The 21,932-nt window shown below is 59.8% G+C and carries 17 protein-coding genes and 1 tRNA gene; 11 read left to right on the forward strand and 7 right to left on the reverse strand.

The window, feature by feature from the left end:
• Positions 1-515: transposase (locus ACQZ5N_RS09085; RefSeq protein WP_448732733.1), on the forward strand; the 515-nt coding region annotated here is incomplete at its 5' end.
• A gap of 152 nt (positions 516-667) precedes the next feature.
• On the opposite strand, the gene mcpU is transcribed toward ACQZ5N_RS09085, so the two are convergent.
• The gene (gene mcpU, locus ACQZ5N_RS09090) at positions 668-2,758 is read right to left on the reverse strand and encodes a methyl-accepting chemotaxis protein McpU (RefSeq protein ID WP_448732734.1); all 2,091 of its coding nucleotides are present in this window, start codon (positions 2,756-2,758) and stop codon (positions 668-670) included.
• A 329-nt stretch (positions 2,759-3,087) separates the two neighbouring features.
• On the opposite strand from mcpU, the gene ACQZ5N_RS09095 reads away from it, so the two are divergent.
• A complete protein-coding gene (locus ACQZ5N_RS09095) occupies positions 3,088-4,485 on the forward strand; it encodes an MATE family efflux transporter (RefSeq protein ID WP_020809198.1) in 1,398 nt (465 codons plus the stop codon).
• A 38-nt stretch (positions 4,486-4,523) separates the two neighbouring features.
• On the opposite strand, the gene carA is transcribed toward ACQZ5N_RS09095, so the two are convergent.
• Positions 4,524-5,729: a glutamine-hydrolyzing carbamoyl-phosphate synthase small subunit gene (gene carA / locus ACQZ5N_RS09100; protein ID WP_003522834.1), complete on the reverse strand. Its 1,206-nt coding sequence runs from the start codon at positions 5,727-5,729 to the stop codon at positions 4,524-4,526.
• Positions 5,730-6,064: 335 nt separating this feature from the next.
• Between carA and ACQZ5N_RS09105 the strand changes: the two genes are divergently transcribed.
• The 4 genes from ACQZ5N_RS09105 to ACQZ5N_RS09120 all read left to right on the forward strand — a co-directional run bounded on the left by ACQZ5N_RS09105 (position 6,065) and on the right by ACQZ5N_RS09120 (position 12,444).
• Positions 6,065-6,517, forward strand: a complete 453-nt coding sequence (locus ACQZ5N_RS09105; protein WP_003522833.1) for a GatB/YqeY domain-containing protein — start codon at positions 6,065-6,067, stop codon at positions 6,515-6,517.
• Between the two features lie 379 nt (positions 6,518-6,896).
• A complete protein-coding gene (gene dnaG / locus ACQZ5N_RS09110; RefSeq protein WP_448732735.1) occupies positions 6,897-8,882 on the forward strand; it encodes a DNA primase in 1,986 nt (661 codons plus the stop codon).
• Positions 8,883-9,275: 393 nt separating this feature from the next.
• On the forward strand, positions 9,276-11,330 hold the full coding sequence (gene rpoD, locus ACQZ5N_RS09115; RefSeq protein WP_035260974.1) for an RNA polymerase sigma factor RpoD: 2,055 nt from the start codon (positions 9,276-9,278) through the stop codon (positions 11,328-11,330).
• Positions 11,331-11,526: 196 nt separating this feature from the next.
• Positions 11,527-12,444, forward strand: a complete 918-nt coding sequence (locus ACQZ5N_RS09120; protein WP_448732736.1) for a DUF930 domain-containing protein — start codon at positions 11,527-11,529, stop codon at positions 12,442-12,444.
• A 43-nt stretch (positions 12,445-12,487) separates the two neighbouring features.
• Here the strand turns inward: ACQZ5N_RS09120 and ACQZ5N_RS09125 are convergent, their stop codons facing one another.
• On the reverse strand, positions 12,488-15,040 hold the full coding sequence (locus tag ACQZ5N_RS09125; RefSeq protein ID WP_448732737.1) for an HWE histidine kinase domain-containing protein: 2,553 nt from the start codon (positions 15,038-15,040) through the stop codon (positions 12,488-12,490).
• 253 nt (positions 15,041-15,293) lie between these two features.
• Between ACQZ5N_RS09125 and ACQZ5N_RS09130 the strand changes: the two genes are divergently transcribed.
• Together ACQZ5N_RS09130 and ACQZ5N_RS09135 are read left to right on the forward strand one after the other, a co-directional pair.
• Entirely contained in the window at positions 15,294-15,716 is a 423-nt protein-coding gene (locus ACQZ5N_RS09130; RefSeq protein WP_035260980.1) for a secondary thiamine-phosphate synthase enzyme YjbQ, read from the forward strand.
• 151 nt (positions 15,717-15,867) lie between these two features.
• A complete protein-coding gene (locus tag ACQZ5N_RS09135) occupies positions 15,868-16,203 on the forward strand; it encodes a hypothetical protein (protein WP_080851285.1) in 336 nt (111 codons plus the stop codon).
• A gap of 166 nt (positions 16,204-16,369) precedes the next feature.
• Here ACQZ5N_RS09135 and ACQZ5N_RS09140 read toward each other — a convergent pair whose 3' ends face one another.
• Positions 16,370-17,113, reverse strand: a complete 744-nt coding sequence (locus ACQZ5N_RS09140) for an SIMPL domain-containing protein (protein ID WP_059756550.1) — start codon at positions 17,111-17,113, stop codon at positions 16,370-16,372.
• 180 nt (positions 17,114-17,293) lie between these two features.
• On the opposite strand from ACQZ5N_RS09140, the gene ACQZ5N_RS09145 reads away from it, so the two are divergent.
• A tRNA-Ile gene (locus ACQZ5N_RS09145) sits at positions 17,294-17,369 on the forward strand.
• A gap of 171 nt (positions 17,370-17,540) precedes the next feature.
• Here the strand turns inward: ACQZ5N_RS09145 and ACQZ5N_RS09150 are convergent.
• Together ACQZ5N_RS09150 and ACQZ5N_RS09155 are read right to left on the reverse strand one after the other, a co-directional pair.
• The gene (locus ACQZ5N_RS09150; RefSeq protein ID WP_035261012.1) at positions 17,541-17,912 is read right to left on the reverse strand and encodes a hypothetical protein; all 372 of its coding nucleotides are present in this window, start codon (positions 17,910-17,912) and stop codon (positions 17,541-17,543) included.
• A gap of 211 nt (positions 17,913-18,123) precedes the next feature.
• Complete coding sequence (locus tag ACQZ5N_RS09155) at positions 18,124-18,756, reverse strand: outer membrane protein (RefSeq protein ID WP_003522825.1); 633 nt, start codon at positions 18,754-18,756, stop codon at positions 18,124-18,126.
• 443 nt (positions 18,757-19,199) lie between these two features.
• On the opposite strand from ACQZ5N_RS09155, the gene ACQZ5N_RS09160 reads away from it, so the two are divergent.
• Complete coding sequence (locus ACQZ5N_RS09160; RefSeq protein ID WP_448732738.1) at positions 19,200-19,652, forward strand: hypothetical protein; 453 nt, start codon at positions 19,200-19,202, stop codon at positions 19,650-19,652.
• A 211-nt stretch (positions 19,653-19,863) separates the two neighbouring features.
• Positions 19,864-20,424: a dual specificity protein phosphatase family protein gene (locus ACQZ5N_RS09165; protein WP_003522823.1), complete on the forward strand. Its 561-nt coding sequence runs from the start codon at positions 19,864-19,866 to the stop codon at positions 20,422-20,424.
• Between the two features lie 133 nt (positions 20,425-20,557).
• Here ACQZ5N_RS09165 and ACQZ5N_RS09170 read toward each other — a convergent pair whose 3' ends face one another.
• On the reverse strand, positions 20,558-21,805 hold the full coding sequence (locus tag ACQZ5N_RS09170; RefSeq protein ID WP_448732739.1) for an AGE family epimerase/isomerase: 1,248 nt from the start codon (positions 21,803-21,805) through the stop codon (positions 20,558-20,560).
• Positions 21,806-21,932 lie beyond the last annotated feature (127 nt).

A 21,932-nucleotide genomic window follows, 5' to 3' on the forward strand; every position in this document is an offset into this window, starting at 1 on the left:
GGCTCGTCAGCCAGCTCGACACCATCGACGAACCGCTGGTGCGCGACCTGATCGAGGAGCGTCTGCGGACCATCGCACAGGATATTGCCACATTGGATGCGGCAATCGACGATGTGCTGACGCAGACGCCGAGGCTGCGCAAAAGCCATGCCCGCCTTCGCCAGGTCACCGGCGTCGGGCCGGTCCTGGCAACGGCGTTGCTTGCCGACATGCCGGAGCTGGGAAAAGTCTCTGCAAAAGTCGCCGCCGCCCTTGTCGGGGTGGCGCCTTATGCTCGCCAGTCGGGCGCAACCGAACGAAACGGGCGATGTGCAGGGGGCAGAAAACATCTGCGCGACATCGCCTATATGGCCGTACTCAGCGCCATCAAGGTCAGAGACCCTGTTCTTGGCGGCTTCTATCAACGGCTCAGAATGCGCGGCAAGCCTTTCAAACTCGCCATCATCGCAACCGTGCGAAAGCTCATCACAATCCTCAACGCAATCGCTCGATCAGACCCGGCATTCGCACAGTAGATCCACGGTTGCTTGTCCCGAGCATCTGCGACGTATCTTTTAAACGAGGCTTGGTTGGATCCTCGGGACAAGCCCGAGGATGACATCGAGAATGGGTGACTTTCGGCCGTGATCTGGTTGCAGTAGCGATCCGGCCAATATTGTTCTCCCCCTCAAGCGGCCCGCCCATACTCCGCCTGCCGCCGGGTGGCCGTGGCGAGCTGGAACTGTGCGAGCAGCTCGTTGAGCGCCGCCGCTTCCGAGGCGAGCCCGTGGCTTGCGGCCGTCTGTTCCTCGACCATGGCGGCATTCTGCTGCGTGCCCTGATCGATGGTGTTGATGGCGGTGTTGATTTCCTGAAGGCCGGTGGACTGTTCACGCGACGACGTCACGATGGCGTCGATGTGGCGATTGATTTCCTGCACTTCGCGGACGATGGTTTCCAGCGCCTTGCCGGCATTGCCGACGAGATCGACGCCGGACTGCACCTGCGATGTCGAGGCGTTGATCAGCGTCTTGATCTCCTTCGCCGCACTGGCGGAGCGCTGGGCAAGCTCGCGCACCTCCTGTGCGACGACGGCGAACCCCTTGCCGGCCTCACCGGCGCGCGCGGCTTCCACGCCGGCATTCAGCGCCAGAAGGTTGGTCTGGAAGGCGATCTCGTCGATCACGCCGATGATGTTGCTGATCTCGGACGACGATTTTTCGATGCCCTCCATGGCGCGCACCGCATCTTCGACGATGATGCCGGACTGTTCAGCATTGTTGCGGGTGCGGTCGACCAGACGGCCCACTTCTTCCGCACGGCGAGCGGAATCCTTGACGGTGGTGGTGATCTCCTCAAGCGCCGCCGCGGTCTCTTCCACGGAGGCCGCCTGCTGCTCGGTGCGTCGCGCCAGATCGTCGGCGGACTGGCGGATTTCGCCGGCGCCGGCGTCGATGGCGCGAGCGTTCTGGCCGACGGTGCTGAGCGCTGCGTTCAGCTTGGCGACGGAATTGTTGAAATCATCGCGCAGACGGTCGATGCGGGTCACGAAGGGCGTGTCGATGCGGTAATTGAGGTCGCCATCGGAAAGATGCGCCAATCCACGGGCAAGCGAATCGACCGCGAACTGGATGTCGGCGGCGTCCTTTGCCGCCAGTCTTTCGCGCTCGTTGCGCTCCCGTTCGGAAAGCGTGCGGTTTTCTTCGGCATCGCCTTCGAGACGCAGGCGTTCCATGGCGTTCGACCGGAACACGGCGACGGCCGCGGCCATGGAGCCGATCTGGTCGGTGCGCTCCTGACCGGGAATCGCGACCTCGAGATTGCCGGATGCGAGGCCTTCCATGGCCGAGGTCATCTGCGTCACCGGGCGAACGATGAAGCGGGACAGCACGGTGGCCAAGAGACCGATCATGATCGCGGCGGCGAGAATTGTGGCGATGGTCGCCGCCAGGCGGAACTGGCCAATGGCGCCATAGGCAACATCGGAATCGACGACAAAGCCGAGATACCAGTCGACCGAGGGCAGGCCGGCGACTGGAATGAAGCTGGTGATCTTGCCCTTGCCGTCGATTTCGGTCTGCGAAATCGCCGAGGAAATCGCCGGCGTATTGACCTTGAAGAGATCGGCCAGCGGCTTGTCGACGAATTTCGGATCGGGGTGAATAAGGATCTTGCCGTCCTTGCTGACGAGGAACGCATATCCGTCCGTGCCGGCATCCACCGACTTGATCATGTTGACCAGCGAATTGAGCGAGAAGTCGCTGCCCGTAACGCCGGCCAGCTTGCCATCGATGGAAACGGGAATGGCGGCAGTGATGATGAGCCCGCCGGTCGAGGCGTCGCTATAGGGTTCGGTCAAAACCGTCTTGCCGGCCTTGACCGCATCCAGATACCACGGACGCTTGCGCGGGTCATATCCTTCCGGCAGCGGTGTTTTGGGGAAGGTGGTGAAGCTTCCTGTTTCGGCATTGCCGAAATAGGTCGACATGAACTGCGCGGTCAGAACGTCGTTTTCCAGAAACCGCAGCTTCGCCTCTTCATCCGGAAGCTTGGCAAGCGTCTTTGCCACTGTTTCCGTCAGCATGATGCGGCCATTCAGCCAGTTGGCGATGCTTTGCGCGGCCTGCTTGCCGGAAGAATCGATATTTTCCGCCACCGCTTCCGTCGTGACACGGTGCTGAAGGCTGTCGATGTAGAAGGAAAAACCGGCAAAGGCGGCGACGACAAGCGAAGACGCCGCAAAGAGGATGCGTGTCATGAGGTTGGTTTTTTTGGGCAAGCTACACGTCCTTGGAACAGGATGTACCGTTCGGCTCATCTTGTGAAATGGTGGGAAAGACATGCCAGAAAGGCGGGAATATTCTGCATCATGCAGCTTGTGATTTAAAAGAACTACGCGATGTTCTAATGAATAAAGCGGAATGGTAAAATTCAGCTAAATTTGTCTTATGTCATGTCGTTTGCGCCGAGGCCGGAGCGGCGCCGTTTGTTTGCGTAAATTTTGATCACTCATCCGCAAAGGTTGCGTGCAGGAAGGGAATATTTTATTCATCACCATGCTGCCGTTGCGCAATTCGCGGGCAACGGCCAAAGTTCAGGTGAATTACAATGTCTTCGTCGGTTGTTGCAGAAACCGTTCCGTCCGGATCGGGGTCGTGGTTTTCGCATTTTCAGGCTACGCTTGCGCTGGGAATTCCGCTCATCGGTGCGCAGCTCGCACAGCTTGGCATCCATACAACGGATATGGTCATCGTCGGACAGCTTGGCGCTGAAAAGCTGGCGGCCATGGTGCTGGCTGGGCAGTTCTTTTTCGTCGTCTTCATTTTCGGCTCGGGCTTTTCCGTGGCCGTGGTGCCGATGGTGGCGCAGGCCTACGGGCAGGGGGATGCGACGGCGGCCCGTCGTTCGCTGCGCATGGGCATGTGGGTGGCGATCGCCTATTGGCTGCTCGCCCTGCCGATCTTCTTCAACGCCGAGCGCATTCTCATTTCTCTCGGGCAGAACCCCAATGTGGCGGCGTTGACCGGTCATTATCTCGCCATCGCCAAATTCGGCCTTTTGCCGGCGCTGCTGTTTTATGTCCTGCGCGGGCTCGTCAGCGCCATCGGGCGCGCCGGCATCATTCTTTATGTCACCATCATCATGCTGGTGATGAACGGTGTGCTTGCCTATGCGCTGGTGTTCGGCCATTTCGGATTGCCCGCCATGGGCATGAACGGTGCTGCCGTCGTTGCCGTCATCGTCAATGCCTTCAGCTTCATCTTCATCGTCGCCTATGTGCAGACGCGGGAGGAAACCAGGAAATACGAGCTGTTCGTGCGTTTCTGGCGGCCGGACTGGCATGCGCTCTTCGAAGTGCTGCGCCTCGGTCTGCCGATCAGCATCACCATCCTTGCCGAAGTGACGCTGTTCGCCGCCGCTTCGATCCTGATGGGGCAGATCGGCACCGTGCAGCTTGCGGCGCACGGCATCGCCCTGCAGCTCGCCTCCATCGCCTTCATGATTCCGCTCGGCCTGTCGCAGGCGGCGACCGTGCGGGTGGGCATCGCCCGCGGTCAAGGGGACTTCAAGAACCTCATCCGCGCCTCCATCATGGTCTATGCGATTGCCTGCGGCATTGCCATTTGCGGCGGCATCCTGTTTGCGGCCGTGCCGGAATTTCTGGCGAAATGGTTCCTGGATGCGAAGTTGCCCGAGGCGGCGGAAGTGCTTGCCTATGCCAGCAGCCTGGTGGTGATTGCCGGCATCTTCCAGCTTGTCGACGGCATTCAGGCCGTGACGGCGGGCCTGCTGCGCGGATTGAAGGATGCGCGCATTCCGGCGATGCTGGCGCTGATTTCCTATTGGCCGATCGGGCTGGCGCTTGCCTGGACCATGGCTTTTCCGCTCGGCTTTGGCGGGCGCGGCGTCTGGTTCGGCTTCGTGATCGGCCTTTCGACGGCGGCCGTTCTGCTCACCGTCCGCTTCGTCCTTCTGGTGAAGCGTGAAATGCAAACGGCCCGCTGAAAAGCGGGCCGCACAATCTTTCCTGATTTTACGAGGTATCAGCGCTCGGCGAGCGCTGCCTCGCCTTGTCTTTCGCGCAGCAGGTTGACGAAGCGGCGGAAGAGATAGTGGCTGTCCTGCGGGCCGGGCGATGCTTCCGGGTGGTGCTGGACGGAGAAGACCGGCTTGCCGACGATGCGCAGGCCGCAATTGGTGCCATCGAACAGCGAGATATGGGTCTCTTCGACGCCTTCGGGCAGCGACTTGGTGTCGACTGCAAAGCCGTGGTTCATGGAGACGATTTCAACCTTGCCGGTGGTGAAGTCCTTGACCGGATGGTTGGCGCCGTGGTGGCCCTGGTGCATCTTTTCGGTCTTTGCACCGACGGCGAGACCGAGCATCTGGTGGCCGAGGCAGATGCCGAAGATCGGCAGCTCGCTCTTGATGAGGTTCTGGATAACCGGCACGGCATATTCGCCCGTCGCGGCCGGGTCTCCCGGACCGTTGGACAGGAACACGCCATCCGGCTTCAGCGCGAGAATGTCTTCGGCCGACGTCTGGGCCGGAACGACCGTGACCTTGCAATCCAGACCGGCAAAGAGGCGCAGGATGTTGCGCTTGACGCCAAAATCCACGCAGACGACGTGATACTTGGCATCGGCTTCGCCGAGCGTGCCATAACCCTTGTTCCAGACCCACGGCGTTTCCGTCCAGGTGGAGGACTGGCCGGAGGTGGCTTCGATGGCGAGATCGAGACCGACGAGGCCGCTCCAGGCCTTGGCTTCCGCCTTCAGCGCTTCGATGTCGAAGACGCCGTTCGGGTCATGGGCGATCACCGCGTTCGGCGCGCCGTTTTCGCGGATCCATGCGGTGAGCGCGCGGGTGTCGATGCCGCAAAGGCCGATGACGCCGCGGGCCTTCAGCCAGGCATCGAGATGCTTGGCGGCGCGGAAGTTCGACGGATCGGTGATATCGGCCTTGAAGATGACGCCGACGGCGCCGCGGCGGGCGGCGGGCGTCAGGTCTTCGATGTCTTCCTCATTGGTGCCGACATTGCCGATATGCGGGAAGGTGAAGGTAACGATCTGGCCGAGATAGGAAGGATCGGTCAGGATTTCCTCGTAACCCGTCAGCGCCGTGTTGAAGCAGACTTCGGCCTGAACCTTGCCGGTTGCGCCGATGCCCGTTCCTTCAATCACCGTGCCATCGGCAAGAACAAGCATTGCGGTCGGTTTGCGGGTAGTCCAGGGCGCTGTCTCGGTCATCTCGTTCCGTTTCTGCCGCTTCGCACCCCGCCTCTTGAAAGGCAGGGGGTAAGGGGCCATTTTTGTCGCAGGCTTCGTGACATAAAGGGGCGCGCGATAAAGCTCGCGTTCCGACCCTTCGTTAAAATCTCGTGCAGGTGCCGGAAAATAACGAAAGCAGCCCAAGCGGTCAACCGCAGGGCCAAGATTTACGTGGAATTAAACCACCGTATTTTCAAGGTCTTATGCATTTGATTTGCTTGAGCGTGTCTGCTCGTTTATGTCGTTTCGCAAAATGAGGTGGAAAGTTTCCGTATCGAGAAGCTGCGGAAAGCGCTTTCCCAAGGAGAAGAAAAATGATGCGCGACACGTTCGCAAACGCTTTGAAGGACGCATTGAAGGCTCGTGATGCACGCCGCACCTCGACCGTGCGCCTCATCCAGACCGCCATCAAGGATCGCGATATCGCCAATCGCGGCGTGGGCAAAGACCCCGTCAGCGATGAGGACATCATGCAGATCCTGACCAAGATGGTGAAGCAGCGGGAAGAATCCGCCAATATCTATGAAGGCGCCGGCCGCCCCGAGCTTGCCGCTCAGGAGCGCGAGGAAATCGTCATCATCAAGGAATTCATGCCGGAAGAAATCCCGGCCGAGAAGGTGCGCGAACTCTGCCAGGCCGTCATCACTGAGACCGGCGCGTCCGGCCTGCGCGACATGGGCAAGTGCATGAATGCGCTGAAGGAGCGTTATCCCGGCCAGATCGACTTCGCCAAGGCTTCCGGCGTCGTCAAGGATTTGCTGAAGTAAGTTCGGGCATTCTTAAAAAGTAAAGGCAGGGCAGATGTGGGCTGCCCTGCCTTTTTTCTGTCGACGAAAACGCATTCCGGCGGATCAAAATGCGGTCCTTCACAGGCTTTTTCGGGGGACGTGCCTGCGGGCGTCGGCAGATTATACGGAGGTCAATTGCTGCCTTCGTTTATGTTTTTACATCGCCGCCGCGGCCGGCTCAAATTACAAAAACATAATTTTTGGTGATGCTGCGGTGCCATAAATTTGCCCGAAGCGGGCGCAATGGCGATGTGATTTTGCCGTCGTGGCCTGTGAATATCGGGTATTCCTGTTCTTTAAGTTTTGTGCTGGCCTCTTTCCGCGCTTATATGAAAGACTGGCCTCGAATAGGTAACCCATGCGCTTTTCCAACTCTTTCCTCGATGAGATACGCGACCGCGTGCACATCTCCGATGTGATCGGCCGACGTGTGTCCTGGGACAAGAAGAAGACCAACACGTCGCGCGGGGATTATTGGGCCTGCTGCCCGTTTCATGGCGAGAAAAGCCCGAGCTTCCATTGTGAGGACCGCAAGGGGCGGTATCATTGTTTCGGTTGCGGCGTTTCCGGCGATCACTTCCGCTTTCTGACCGAGCTTGAGGGCCTGAGTTTTCCGGAGGCCGTGCAGCAGATTGCCGATATGGCCGGCATCTCCATGCCGCAGCCCGATCCGCAGGCGGAAAAGCGCGAGCGTGAGCGCACCTCGCTTCAGGACGTCATGGAAATGGCGACGCTGTTCTTTCAGGACCAGTTGCAGACGGCGCTCGGAGCGCGGGCGCGGGCTTACCTGCGCGATCGCGGGTTGACCGGGCGCACCATCGAGACTTTCCGGCTGGGTTATGCGCCCGATAGCCGCAATGCGCTGAAAGAGCATCTGGCGAGCAAGGGCGTGACGAAGGAACAGATGGAGGCCTGCGGGCTGGTGGTGCATGAGAATGTGCCGGTCTCCTACGACCGCTTCCGAGACCGCATCATGTTTCCGATCCTGTCTTCGCGGGAAAAGGTGATCGCTTTCGGCGGCCGCGCCATGGCCGCGGATGCGGTGGCGAAATATCTGAACTCCAACGAAACAGAGCTCTTTCACAAGGGCAATGTTCTCTACAATTTCGCTCGCGCCCGGCGCGCCTCGCAGGCGGCAGGCGGTTCGGTCATCGCCGTCGAAGGTTATATGGATGTTATCGCGCTCCATCAGGCGGGTGTGGAAAATGCCGTCGCCCCGCTCGGCACGGCGCTGACCGAAAGCCAGCTCGATCTCCTCTGGAAAATGTCGCCGCAGCCGATCCTCTGCTTCGATGGCGATGGCGCCGGCATTCGCGCCGCCAACCGTGCGGCCGATCTTGCCCTGCCGCATATCAAGCCGGATCGTTCCGTCAGCTTCGCGCTTCTGCCCGATGGCAAGGATCCGGACGATCTCGTGCGGCTTGAGGGGCGTGCGCCTTTCGACCGGGTGCTGTCTGAAGCCAAGCCGCTGGCCGCGATGATCTGGAGCCGCGAGACCTCCGGCGTCATTTTCGATACGCCGGAAAAACGTGCGCAGCTTGAAAGCCGGTTGCGGCAGATCGTGGCCGTTATCGGCGACGAGACGGTGCGCCGGTTTTACCAGCAGGATATGCGCGACAGGCTGAACGGTTTTTTCCAGCCGCGTTTTCAGCAAAGCGGGGCTCAGAACGGCAATTTTCGCCGCAATGGTGCGCAGTCGGCGGGACGCGGCTTCCAGCGCAATGCGCCGGGGCGGGGCGGGGCGATGGCTGCACCAACCAGCAGCATTTCAGACCGGCTGGCGCAGTCTGGCCTTGTCAGGGGCTATCAGACCAAGCCTTCGCTCCGGGAAAGCGTTCTTGCCATCACCATCGTCAACCATCCCGAATTGTTGCTCGAGGAATATGACGAGATCGCCGCCATTGACTACGAGAACCGCGATTTGCAGCGCCTGTGGTCGACGGTGCTGACCTATGCGGCGGAAAGTGCGGCGGAGATTTCGCGGGCGGGGCTGATCGAGCGCCTGTCGCAGCAGGGTTTCGAGGTGCTTTTGAAGGCCATGGATCAGCAGGTTCGCAATGCCCGCCTGTGGACGGCGACGGAGCAGGCGGCGATGGAGGATGCGCGCGAGGGTTATGTGCAGGCGCTTTCCCTGCATAAGAGGACGAAATCCCTGCTCTGGCAGAAAAAGGAACTGGAGCGGGAAATCGCCGAGGCGACGGATGACGAACGCGGTACATTGCTGGTGCGGGCGCTGGCCGAAGTGCAGCTTGAAATCGGCCGTATGGAAAATCAGGAGGCGATCATCGATGGTTTCGGGGTCATGTCCGGCCGGGTGAAGGGGCCGGCCGTCGGCCATGGCTGAGGGCGGTCGGCAGAATTGAAAGGTGTTTGGGGTTGCCTTTTGCGGCAGGCGTCCTAAATAGGGGATAGTCTGGTGATAACCCGCAAAATGCGGCTCTTTTTAAGAATTTCCTTGGCTGTCTCGCCCTCAAAGGCTTGACGGGGCGGGAAATAGCGGGAATCACCATTTCAGGAAAAGTAAGGTGGAATGAGCCTTGGCGGATAGAAATTGCATGAGCAAGCATTTCCGGGTGCACTGTCTTTGCATTCTGCCTGAGGCTGCCGTGGTTAATCGGCAATTAAAGATCACTCCGTTAGGTGTCTGACAGTGATTCGCGGCAATGCGCCGGATGCTCAAGGGGCGGACGGCGATGCGGCGGAACAGGTGTTAGCGTCAGGGAAAGCGACGAGATAGATGGCAACCAAAGTCAAAGAAAACGAAGAAGCAGAAAACGAACGCGACGGTGCGACGGACGGCCCGCTTCTCGACCTTTCGGATGACGCGGTCAAGAAAATGATCAAGGCCGCCAAGAAGCGCGGCTATGTGACGATGGACGAGCTGAATTCCGTCCTGCCGTCTGAAGAGGTGACCTCCGAGCAGATCGAGGACACGATGGCGATGCTGTCCGACATGGGCATCAACGTGATCGAGGACGAGGACGCCGAGGAAGCCGCCAGCAGCGACGACGACAGCGATTCCGATAGCGACGATTCCGAGGGTGGGGAACTTGCCCCTTCCAGCGGCACCGCGCTTGCGACCGCCAAGAAGAAAGAACCGACCGACCGTACCGACGACCCGGTGCGCATGTATCTGCGCGAAATGGGTTCCGTGGAGCTTCTGTCGCGCGAAGGCGAAATCGCCATCGCCAAGCGCATCGAGGCCGGCCGCGAAACGATGATTTCCGGCCTGTGCGAAAGCCCGCTGACGTTCCAGGCGCTGATCATCTGGCGCGACGAACTCAACGAAGGCACGACGCTGCTGCGCGAGATCATCGATCTCGAAACCACCTATTCCGGTCCGGAAGCCAAGGCGGCTCCGCAGTTCCAGAGCCCGGAAAAGATCGAAGCGGACCGCAAGGCCGCCGAGGAGAAGGAAAAGACCCGCAAGCTGCGCGCGCCGACCGGCGACGAGGATGTGACGGATGTTGGCGGCGATGGCCTGCCGCCGGAAGAGGAAGAAGAGGACGACGACGAGTCCAATCTTTCGCTTGCCGCGATGGAAGCCGAACTGCGCCCGCAGGTCATGGAAACGCTCGACACCATTGCTGACACCTACAAGAAGCTGCGCAAGCTTCAGGACCAGCAGGTTGAGGCGCGTCTTGCCTGCACCGGCACCCTGTCTTCCGGTCAGGAGCGTCGTTACAAGGAATTGAAGGATCAGCTGATCACGGCCGTCAAGTCGCTGTCGCTGAACCAGAACCGCATCGACAGCCTTGTCGAGCAGCTCTACGACATTTCCAAGCGTCTGATGCAGAATGAAGGCCGGCTGCTGCGCCTTGCCGAATCCTATGGCGTCAAGCGCGACAGCTTCCTTGAGCAGTATCACGGTGCGGAACTCGATCCGAACTGGATGAAGTCGATTGCCAATCTGGCCGCCCGCGGCTGGAAGGAATTCGCCCGCGAAGAAAGCAACACGATCCGCGAAATCCGTCAGGAAATCCAGAACCTCTCCACGGAAACCGGTATTTCCATCGCCGAATTCCGCCGCATCGTTTCGATGGTGCAGAAGGGCGAGCGCGAAGCGCGTATCGCCAAGAAGGAGATGGTCGAGGCCAACCTGCGTCTGGTGATCTCGATTGCGAAAAAATACACCAACCGTGGCCTGCAGTTCCTCGATCTCATTCAGGAAGGCAATATCGGCCTGATGAAGGCGGTCGACAAATTCGAGTATCGTCGCGGTTACAAGTTCTCGACCTATGCGACCTGGTGGATCAGGCAGGCGATCACCCGTTCGATCGCTGACCAGGCCCGCACGATCCGTATTCCGGTTCACATGATCGAGACGATCAACAAGATCGTTCGCACCTCGCGCCAGATGCTGCACGAGATCGGCCGCGAGCCGACCCCGGAAGAACTGGCCGAAAAGCTGGCCATGCCGCTTGAGAAGGTGCGCAAGGTTCTGAAGATCGCCAAGGAGCCGATTTCGCTCGAAACCCCCGTGGGCGACGAAGAGGATTCGCATCTCGGCGACTTCATCGAGGACAAGAACGCGCTGCTGCCGATCGACGCCGCCATTCAGGCGAACCTGCGCGAGACGACCACCCGCGTTCTGGCTTCGCTGACGCCGCGTGAAGAACGCGTTCTGCGTATGCGTTTCGGCATCGGCATGAACACGGACCATACGCTGGAAGAAGTCGGCCAGCAGTTCTCGGTCACGCGCGAACGTATCCGCCAGATCGAGGCGAAGGCGCTGCGCAAGCTGAAACATCCGAGCCGCTCCAGAAAGCTGCGCAGCTTCCTCGACAGCTAAGCGTTCCGCTTCCTTTAAAATTGAACCCGGTCAGTCAGCGCTGGCCGGGTTTTTTGTTTCCCGCACTGGCGAACTCTGCGACAAGCCTTATGTGGGAAAACAGGCATTCCGCTTTTATTGGAGATGCTCCGGTTCGATTTGGTTCGATGAGATGCAACAGATTTCGGCAAGCAAATGGCGGAGGGGAGGATGGGCTGTGCCCGTCTCCGTGCTGCTGCATCTTGCCGTCGTCGCGCTTTTCTTTTTCGAGCTGCCGGAGCGGATAGCCGAGCCGCAGGAGCCGGAGAGCATCAGCGTCGATCTGGTGTCTCCGCCCGAGGAGAAAAAGGCGGAAGAGGCCCCGCCGCCGGGTGAAGAGAAGGCGAAAAAGGAAAAGCCGCAACCCCCACCGCCACCCGCTCCTCCGGCAGAAGAGGCAAAACCTTTGCCGCCGCCGCAGGCGACGTTGCCGGCCATCGCCATGAGGCCCGAGGAAACGCAGGCGGACCCTGAGGACAAGCCAGGCAAGACGGAGGAAGCGGAAAAGACCGAGCCTTCCGAGGAGCCTGCAAGCCAGCCTGAAAAAACGGCCGAGGAAAAGCCCGCAGCTCCTGCCGCCAACAGCGATCTTCAGGCTTCCGCCGCACAGGGGGAGATTGCGGTTTCACCCGTGAAGGAAGAAGCGCAGCCCGATCAGCCGCCTGTGCCGCAGGCCAAGCCGGCTGAAGAAAAGCCGGCGGAAGTACCGGAAAAGAAGCCCGCGAAACTTCCGGCGGCCAAAAACCTCCTGTCTTCGTCCATGTTGTCACCGGCCCAGAGACGCCAGATGTTTGGCGATCTGCCACCGCGTCGCCGCGTCGTTCAGCTTTGCAGCACCGAAGCCCTGGCCCAGATTCAGGGTGCGGGATTTGCCGCCAGGGGCATGATCCCCTATTCGGACACGGGCGGCAGGATTTCCGGTAATTCGATCGATGCTTCCGGCGGCGCGTTTAACACGGGCAATGGCTGGCATGACGTCTCGTTCCAGTGCGAAGTCGATCTGGAAAATTACACGGTGACGGAATTCCGGTTTAAAATCGGAAATGAGGTCAGCCCGGAAGACGCGAAAAAGCGGGGCTTTACGAGATTTCAGTGAGGGCGGGTTTTCCCAATCAGGAAGCCTCGTTCACATAAGTCTCCTAAACCCGCTCCGCATCCCCCACCAGCAGCCCAATGCCCGCCATCAGCGCATCTTCATCATAGGGCTTCCTGATCACCGGCACGGTGCCGAATTCATCCGGCACCATGCTGCCATCCGCATAACCGGTGGCGAAGAGGAAGGGGACGCCGCGGCGGTGGAGTTCCCGGGCGACGGGGATCGATGTATCGGAGCCGAGATTGATGTCGAGAATGGCGACATCCGGCACATAGGTCTTCAGCTTTTCAATGGCCATTGCCGACGAGGTCGCCGTTTCGATTGCCTTGATGCCGTTGTCTTCCAGCATGTTCTCGACATCCATGGCGATCAGCATCTGGTCTTCGACGAGTAATACTTTCAACGGCTCCTCCCGGTTGTAGCGTCTGGGCTGCGGCGCGGTTTCATCTTCGGTTTGCGTGTCGGCGACTGCCGTAGCAGAGGAAACGTGACGGGAGGGCAGGAGAATTTCCGCCTCCAGTCCGTCAGGCAAATAGCGTATCGTGCTGCGTCCGCCGAGATCGTATGGGATGCTGCGGCTGATGAGCGCGGTGCCGAAGCCCGCGCGCGATGGCGGGGGCAGTTTGGTGGGCAGGATTTCGCGCCACTCAATCTCGCAATCGCGATTCTCGTCGATGGTCCAGCGCACATGCAATTGCCCGCCATTTTGCGAAAGCGCGCCGTATTTGGCGGCGTTCGTCGCCAGCTCATGCAGAACAAGAGCCATGACGGAGAAAGCGCGCGAATCGAGCGTCACCTGCGCGCCGGTCAGTTTCACAACGGTTTCCGGCGAGCGATGCGGTGACAGTTCGGCATCCAGAAGATCGCGAAGCGCGCCGCCGCCTTCACCGCGAATGATCTGGTCATGGGCAAAGGACAATGCCTGAATGCGGCCTTTCAGGGCGGTCACATATTCCTGCAGGGTCTTGCCTTCCTGCGAGGGATTGCCGACCAGCGATTTGATGATGGCCAGAACATTCTTGACGCGGTGGTTGAGTTCCTCGTTCAGCATGCGCTGGCGCACTTCCGCGCGTTCTCTTTCGCCCGCCATCAGCTCGCTGTGATGGAATGCGACCTCGACCAGCGCAATTCTCGCCGCTTCCGCGATCTCCCGGTCGGCTTCCGACCAGGGCTGCGCCTGCAGGCGGACCGTCTCTTTCCAGATCGCAAAGCTCTTGCGCGGGGTAAGGCGGTCGCCCATCGGGCCGGTCTCGTAGGATTTTTCCGGATTGCCGGCCCAGTTCAGGTTTTGCACGATCTCTTTGCGGAAAAACAACAGGTAGTCGTTTTTCACCTGCGACAGCGGAATGGCGAGCATTCCGGCTGCCGTGCCGGCATAGATTTCCGCCTCCGGTATGGCCTGCGACAGCGCATGCGTCGCCCAGACCTTGCCTTCCGACGCCGAGGCGACGAAGCGCGCCAGCCTTGGAATGGCGTCATGCGGCGGCGTTGCGCCATGGCCGTGCCAGTTGTTTCCCACCCACAGGCCGACGCCATCGCAGGGCATCAGATCGGCAAAATCCTGAAAGCTGTCGATCAGCAGTTCTTCGATGTTGGCGTGATGGGCGGCAAGCCGAAGGAAGCGGTCAAGCGCGGCATGGGCATGGTTGACGGTATCGAGCCTGCGCTTCTGTTTCAGAACCTGCAAATGCATGGAGAAAAACTCTCCGAACATTTCAGCGGCGATCCGGACCGGCATCGTCAACACGCGCGGGGAATAATGATGGCAGGCGATCAGGCCCCATAGCGCGCCGTCGACAATCACCGAAATCGACATGGAAGCCGCAACACCCATGTTGCGAAGATATTCGCAATGGATGGGCGAGACGCTGCGCAGATGGGCAAAGGACATATCGAGAGGTTCGCCCGATGCATCGAGCGCCGGCAGCACGGAAACCCGGGCGCCGCTGGCATCGGAGATGATGCGCAATGTGTTCTTGAGATAGAGCGCGCGGGCCTGCTGCGGTATGTCGCTGGCGGGGAAATATTGACCGAGAAAGCTTTCCAGCTCCGGCTGCTTGGCTTCCGACACGACCTTGCCGGCGCCGTCTTCCTCGAAACGGTAGATCATCACCCGGTCGTAACCGAGCGTCGCCTTTATCAGCCGCGTCGTTCTGGAGATCAGGCTTTCGACACTGTCCGCCTCGCGGATGCGGTCCACCATCTTGCGCGCGGTGCCCAGCGGCTGCGTTTCGCTGCGGGAGGGCTCGAATTCGATGATCGTGGTGGATTTGTAGCGGTGCAGGGAAATATCGAAGCTGCGGCCATCGCTCATTTCCATGGCGGGCAGCATGGCGGGGCGCGTGGTTCTGCCGGTGACGGTGAGCGCATTGCGAAGATCGTGGACGAGTTTTTTGCCGAGCACCTCCTCGGCGGTCCTGCCATTGATATCGCCTTCGACGCCCAGCAGTTCGCGGCAGTTTTCAGAATGCCGCAGCACCATGCGCATGGCGTTGTCGCAGGCGATGAGGCAGCCATGCGGTTGAATATAGCCTGGGATGTGGATGGGTTCGCGGTCGCAATTGGTCAGGTCGACATGATAGTCACTGGGGGCCATGAATAAGTCTTTCGCACCCTGTGCCTGTCTTGTACGGGGAATATTGTGTTCGTCGAGGAACGGGTAAGCTTGAATAATTCATTCTAATAGTGCCAACCCTTCCCCGTTTTTTGCAACTGTGACGCCGGTTTTCCGTTCTGCTCTTATAGGCCGTCGTCACGCACTTGTCGTATCCCTTACGTCATCGGATACAATTTGACATGCTGAAACGTTGGCAGCGCCGATTTTGTTCCAACCCGTTGAAGGAAAAAATGTGCCGCAGAGAAAAATGATCGTCGCCACACGGGGGCAGGGTCTTTACGAATTCACATCCGAGGCCAAGGCATTCGTCAGCCACGCCGGCTTGGAAGAAGGCCTGCTGACGATCTTCGTCCGGCACACATCCTGCTCGCTGCTTATCCAGGAAAATGCCGATCCCGATGTGCGACGCGATCTCACGGTGTTTTTCTCCCGTCTCGTGCCGCCCTCCGACGATCCATCCATGCGCTGGATCATCCACACGCTCGAAGGCCCGGATGATATGCCCGCCCATATCAAATCGGCGCTCACCACGGTTTCCATCGGCGTGCCGATCAGCGACGGCAGGCTCGTGCTCGGCACCTGGCAGGGCCTTTATCTTTTCGAACACCGCGATGAGCCGCATCGGCGCGAAATCGTGCTGCATATCTCGCCGTGATATTCGGATCCGGATCGAGGCGTTCCGCGTTAACTTCCCTGAACGCCTGCTGAACATTCGGTTCTGCTGATATTCAGGCGGGCGGGTCTAGGGTCTCGTCAATCGCCGGGGGATGTTCCCCTGTCGGCAAAGCAACAAACGGAGTGAGTTCATGTTCAGCACCTTCGCAAAAGCCGGCCTGGCTGCCCTCATCGCCCTCGGTGGAATTTCTTTTACTGCGCCAGCGGCTTCCGCAGGCTCGGATGTTCAGTTCAGAGTTCAGGTTCAGGATGGCTATGGCCATCGTCCCGGCTGGGGTCGTCCGGATCGCCCGGGCCGTGGCTGCTCGCCGTGGCTTGCGGAAGAAAAAGCGAGCCGCATGGGCCTTCGCCGCGCCCGTGTCGTCGATGTATCGCCGCGCCGTGTCGTGGTTGCAGGCTTCGACCGTCGCGGCCGTGACCGCGTCGTCTTCGCCAATGAGCGCGGCTGCCCCGTCATCCGCCGCTAACAGCAGCGACCTTATCGATCTGCCGATATCCCCGTACGGCAGATGGATCAAAAATGCCCCTCGCTTGTCCGGAAAGGCAGGCGAGGGGCATTTTATTTCGGTTTATGTGAGTGGCTGAACGCAAGACGGCACACGAGCGGCGCCGAGGCGCCGCCCGCCGCCGATCTTATTGCTCGAGAGCGAAGGTGACGTTGACAACCACGCTATAGCTGTTCTCGCCAGAAGCGATCGGAACGCTGTCGGCTTCCTTCGCCATCGAAGCGCGCATCATGCCCGCCGGCATTGGCATCGGGCGCTGCGAGTTTTCGCTGATCTGAATGACCCGGCCAAGCTTTACGCCTGCCGCTTCCGTCAGCGTCTTCGCCTTGGCCAGCGCATCGGCAACGGCCAGCTTGCGGGCCTCGGTCACCGTCGCTTCGGGCTTGTCATTGGTGAAGGTGATGTCGCCGCCCTGGTTGATGCCGAGCTTGACGGAGGTATCGAGGATCGTGCCGAGCTTTTTCAGGTCGCGCACCCGCACGGTCAGGCCGTTGGACACCTGATAACCGGTGATCTCGGGCGCGACATAGACGCCATCCTTGGGTTCATAGTGCTTATAGAGCGGCTGCACCGAGAAATTGCTGGTCTGCAAGTCGCGGTCTTCTATGGCGGCCTCTTTTAGCGCCTTCAGAACATCGGCAAGCGCCTTGGAGTTTTCGGTCAGCGCCGCAGCCGCGGTCTCCGCCTGCTTGACGACGCTGAAGGACAGGATCGCCATATCGGGGGCAATGGCCGACTGGCCTTCACCGGAAACACTGATGGTGGCTTCGCGAGGAGTAGCCTCCTGCGCAGACACCTGGGCGGCGAGCGGCATCATGGCTGCTGCGGTCATTGCGGTGAGTGCGAAAAGGCGGGCCGTTTTTGTCTTCATGGTGTTTCCTCGTTGATTGAGTCCCTTTGAAGGGTATTGCCTTAGATTGTGTAGCTAATACGGCGGCACTGCTTTGCGAAAGCATCATTGGCTTGTCGGGCTCAAAAAATTACGTTAGAGCGTGACCCACCGGATTCGAGCCATTGCGAAACCGGTGTTTCGGACGGGTTTTTCCGAAAAGGGCCTGTAGCTCAATGGTTAGAGCCGGCGGCTCATAACCGCTTGGTTGGGGGTTCGAGTCCCTCCGGGCCCACCATTTTCTTTCAAGATCAATTGCTTGGGATGTTTTGCGACTCTTCGCGAGCGCGCTTCTGTCACGTCTGGCGTGATCTCTGCTATGCCGATGGCAAAGTCCGGCTGCGGAATGAATGCATCGGCGCCGATCCGGCGTGCCGATGGGGCAAGCCGGATCGAGAAAGCTTTAATGTCAGTTGCAGACCCGCATACTTTCCGTATGCCAGCCGCCGTCATAGGAATTGGGAACGCGGCGGTCTTCGAACCAGCAGCGGGGGCGGGGCGGCGGTGGCGGTTCGTAGTAGCGCGGGCCGTTGTTGCTGTTGGCGATGGCGCCGCCGATCAGGCCGCCGATGACGCCTGCGGCGAGGCCGCCGGCAATCGCTGCGCCGTCATTGTGGCGGCGGTGTTCGCGATAGGGCGGCGGGGGTGGGCCGCCGCGGTCGTAGCCACGGTCATAGCGCGGGCGATAGGGATAGTCCTGCGCGGCAGCGGTGCCATAGGATGCAAAAATGCTGCCGGTGGCGACCAGCGCGGCAATAGTGGAAAGAATTATCTTTTTCATCGGGGCTACTCCATAAGCCTGCTTCGGGAGATAGAGGCTCATTATGCCCGGATCATGGCACGGGACGGGTGAACGGCCTGTGAATATTCCATTTCTGCACAGTTCATATTTTTCTGAATTCAGAATGTAAGAATTTGAGCCGGTTCAGCCTTTCAGTAACGGAAAAGCCCGGCGGGTGGCCGGGCTTTTTGTCGAAATCGATTGGTCGCGATCAGAACTTCACGCCGAGACCGACCTTCACAGTGTGCTGGTCGACATCGGTGTTGATGCCGAAGATGTCCTTGTCGCTATAATCGTTGTAGCGATATTCCAGCCTGCCGAACACATTGTCGGTGAAGGCATAGTCCAGACCCGCGCCAACGGTGTAGCCGTTGAAGGTGGTGCTGTCCTTGCCGGCGCCGGGCGTTTCGATAAAGCCGCGTGTCGCGGTCCAGCCGGCGGTGGCATAGAGCAGGGCATGGTCGAAGGCATAACCGACACGGCCGCGAACGGAGCCCTGCCAGTCGGTGCCGATTTCGGTGCCCGCATAGTCATTGTCGTTCCAGTTATAATCGACATCGCCTTCGATGCCGAGGACCAGATTATTGTCGAACTGGTAATTGTAACCCACGAAGGCGCCCAGAATGCCGCCGTCGAAATTATCCGAGGCGACCGGGCCGCCCGCCGAAAAATCGCCATTCGCCCAGCCCGCGCCGCCTTGAATACCAAGATAGGGGCCAGACCAGGTAAAGACTGGCAGGGTTTCCTGCGCGACCGGAGGTGCGGGCGTTTCGTAGACGGCATCCGCGGCCATTGCGGTGCTGGCCGACAGGGCCAGGAGTGACGTTACGATCAGCGTTTTCATCGTTTTTCTCCCTGAGCTGACTGACATCCATAGCATAGATTAGCTGCTTTTAATATGGGTCGGGGTTCGGCGGTTCCAAGAGGCGCTCGTGTCCTCCCGGCTTTGCTGGCCGTCTTGCCCCGGATCGCGGCTTTTTATCGCCCCGCCATGCTGTTCTGATGCGGCGAACGTCTTTGGCCGTGTTTGGTTCCCTTCGCCATTTCGTCAAAAGTCCGGCAGGGCGGCTGGCCGACGTCACGCTTGGTTGTCTTGACAGCGCAGGGCGCGACCATAGAGTTGTGGTAGACTATGGCGGTGCCGATGCTTTTCGCCGCATCGCCGGCGGCATAAGCTGCGGTTGAGACTACACCGTTGCGACCTCCCGGCGAGGAGGGCGTTGCGGGCGGAAAGGGCATGGGAGGATGAGATCGCATGAGGCTTTATTTTAGCGGAGGAGGGGCGACGTGATTGTCGGAGCCGTTCTCAGCGCCGTTCTTCTTCTCACCCTCATTGCATTTCCGCGGCATCTCAAATCCGTCGTCATCTGCCTGTTGCTGATCTGGACGGCCACCGCCGCCTTTGTGATTTATGACTGGTGGCGCGGCAACCAGCGGCTCGACCATATTGTCGCCAGCGCCGGATTCGATGCGGCCTGCCCGGATGCGGCATTGCCGATCCGCGTCAGCTTCCGCAACGACAATAATGTCGCCGTACAGCGGCTGACCTATACGCTCGAAGGGTTCGAACCGGCCTTCCGTGCCTCCGTTTCCTTCGATCCCTATCAGGTGAGCGAAAGACGGATCGAGGCCGGGGAGACTTTCTCGGCCTGCCGGGCGTTCCGGATGCGCAACAATGAAAGGGTGGAGCCGCAACGGCTGGAATGGCGCGTCACCGTCATTTCTGCGGAATTCGACTGAGCGGTTCGTGCGGCTGCCGGTTATCACGGCATTTTGAAAATTTTCGTGCCGGTGAGCGGCGGCCGGAAAATCCCTGCATCACAGCGCTTTCGGGCGGATGGGTGAATTCCTATCGTCCGCACGGGAACCGGCTGGGGCAGTCGCTGACTTGTTTTCGTCCATTTGCGATGCCATCTCCCCCTCCATTCGATGAATGTCGCGGGTTGATGTTTTGCGTATTGTTCTAAAGTTTCTGAAAATAACCGCCATCGGCCTTGTCGCCCTGCCGGTTCTGGCGGGTGCGCATATGGGCATCGGCCAGCTCACCGGAAATTTTCACGAAGTCATTCCCGGAGAGCTTTATCGTTCGGCCCAGCCGAGCGGCAAGGACATCGCGGCCTACGCCAAGGCTTATGGCATCAAGACGATCATCAACCTGCGCGATGAAAAGCGCGAAGGCTGGTACGATGCCGAAAGTCTTGCGGCCAAGAACAACGGTATCCGGCTTGTCGATTATCCGCTGAGTTCAAGCGAAAAGGTCTCGGTGGAAGATTCGGAAACGCTGGCGGCCGTGCTGCGCAATGCGGAAAAACCGATCCTCATCCATTGCGAACATGGCGCCAACCGCACCGGGCTCGCCTCCGCCATCTATGTGGCGGCTGTGGCCGGCAAGAGCGAGGCGGCCGCAGAGTTTCAGCTTTCGCCCTATTACGGGCATGTGCCGATCCCGGGTATCGGGCGTTATGAAATGTACCAGTCTTGGGACGATTTCGAGGAAACCATCGGGTTTTGAGGATTGCTTTATACGCGGCGTCATCCTCGGCCCTGTGCCGAGGATCCAACCACGTTGCGTTCAGCGGATAGGTTGCAGATGCTCGGGACAAGCCCGAGCATGACGGCAGAGGGGCTATTGGCCGCAACGCGCCTCAATAGTCCCCGCCGCTTTCCCTGATCACCTTCGTCAGGCTTCCCGTCGCCGGGAAAAGCGGGATGAGGCACGCCTGCAGCGCGTGGTAGATATCGCCCTTGCCGGGGAACAGCGTGTGGGCGGGAACCAGATCTTCCGTCAATTCCTCGTGCCAGCCGCCATTCTCATGGTCGATGAAATTGTTGGCGATGGTGCTCCAGATGCGGCGATAGCTGTCTTCATAGAAGTTGTCCGCCGGCAGGTTCTCGTTGAGGAAGTGGGCAGCGCCCGCCGCCTCGGACATGGGCCACCAGAGCTTTGCCCGCTTGTCGGGATTGTCGTTCCAGTCGAGCGTATAAAAGAAGCCGCCCTTTTCCCGGTCCCAGCCGAGCGCCATGGATTGCACGAAGAGCGATTTTGCGGCCACCGGCATCCAGTCATGGCGGCGCTCGCCCAGCACCCATAATTGCAGGATGAGGCGCGCCCATTCCAGCCAGTGGCCGGGGGTGGAGCCGGAAGGGCGGAACATTTCGTTGCCGCGATACTCTTTATCGAGCGTCCAGTTCTCGTCGAAATGCTCCGGCACGCGGAAGTCCAGCTCGCCGGCGCGGCGGCGAATGACGAGGTCGGCGATGCGCTCCGCCTTGCTGAGGTAACTATTGTCGCCGGTGACCTCATAGGCCGCCATTAGCGCCTCGGTCAGGTGCATGTTGGAGTTCTGGCCGCGATAATTCTCGATAGGCGACCAGTCGCGATGGAATTCCTCGGCGATGGCGCCGTGTTTTTCTTCCCAGAAGCGGGTTTCCAGAACCTCGGTAATATCGGCCAGCATCTTGTCGGCCAGCGGGTGGCCGACGGTCTTGGCGGAAGAGGCGGCCAGAAGCACAAAGGCATGGCCGTAACCCTGCTTGGTGGCGTCCACTGGGCCGGCATCGTTCACCTGCCAGAAATAACCGCCATGCTCGCCATCGCGGTGCCTGTTCCAGAGATAGGTCACGCCGTGGTCGACGATATCGCCGCAGCCCGGACGCCCGAGCAGGTGGCCGATGGAGAAGCAATGGACCATGCGGGCGGATGCGTGAATGCCGCGCACGGGGTCGTTTGGCTGCAACGGCGCGCCTTTGGCATCGAGATCGAAGAAGCCGCCGGCGGTATTGACGGCACGATACTGGAAGAAATCGAAAAGTCCCTCGGCCTGTTTTACCAGCCATTGGCGATGCCAGGGCAGGGTGTTCCAGTTGCGGCTGTTGTGATCGTCCTCGGGCATTCTCGTCCTCCATGCGGTTTGCTGCTTCGGCTTATATCCTTGCCGTATAAACCTGTCATCTGTCAGCGATATTTCGTAACGTGCTGCAACTGCGCAAAGCCATGCCTGTCCCTTGAAGATATATTGA

This window comes from Agrobacterium sp. 22-221-1 (assembly GCF_053522445.1).